Here is a 620-nt window from a genome sequence, read left to right as displayed (position 1 = left end):
GAACGCCATGACGGTGAGCGTAGGCCGTGGGCAGACTCCCGTCAGCCGGGTAGGGTTCTGGCGCAACAAGAACATCAACCGTGCCGTCAGCCCACCGCTTGGTGGAGATGAACAACTCCACATCTTCCCCAAAATCAACCCAGACGTTCCAACCGTGATCTTCCAGAGGCTGATCCCACTCAGTGGCGTGTTCAGAACCCCCGACAACCCGCCCATTAACAACGGCGTCGGTGTCGTCGTCCTTAAGCAAGGAATTCTCCACTTCTAGAAGACAACGCTCACAGATTCGTCGATCACAGATTTGTCGTCAGGGGAGGCAGCCACAACCGCGGTGCCCTCGCCCTTACCAGGACGGGTGCATGGGGGGCGGACGGCGCCGGAAGCTCCATCAGGAAGTCCAGAACCTCGGCGAGGCCGCCTTCTCGACCCCACACTTCGCCACCAGCTGGGTCACATCGGAAAGCCTTCGCGTCACCTCGATCGCGGATAGCGAGAGCATCAGACCACCCACCCGACCAGACACGCGCGCCGGCAACCATCACCAGCTCGCCCTCATACGTGACGGGTAGGAGCCGCCAGCTGCGTTGCTTACGCAGGGACAGAAGCTTCAGCAGCTCCGG

The 620-nt window shown here is 61.3% G+C and carries 1 protein-coding gene; it reads left to right on the top strand.

Annotated features, from left to right (window positions below; all coding sequences use genetic code 11):
* Positions 1-268, top strand: a 268-nt coding sequence (locus ACYVIP_RS44590) for a hypothetical protein (RefSeq protein ID WP_460407293.1), incomplete at its 5' end; no start/stop codon positions are given.
* Between the last annotated feature and the right edge of the window lie 352 nt (positions 269-620).

Source organism: Actinophytocola sediminis, assembly GCF_054779715.1.
This window is presented reverse-complemented; position numbering and strand designations above follow the sequence as displayed.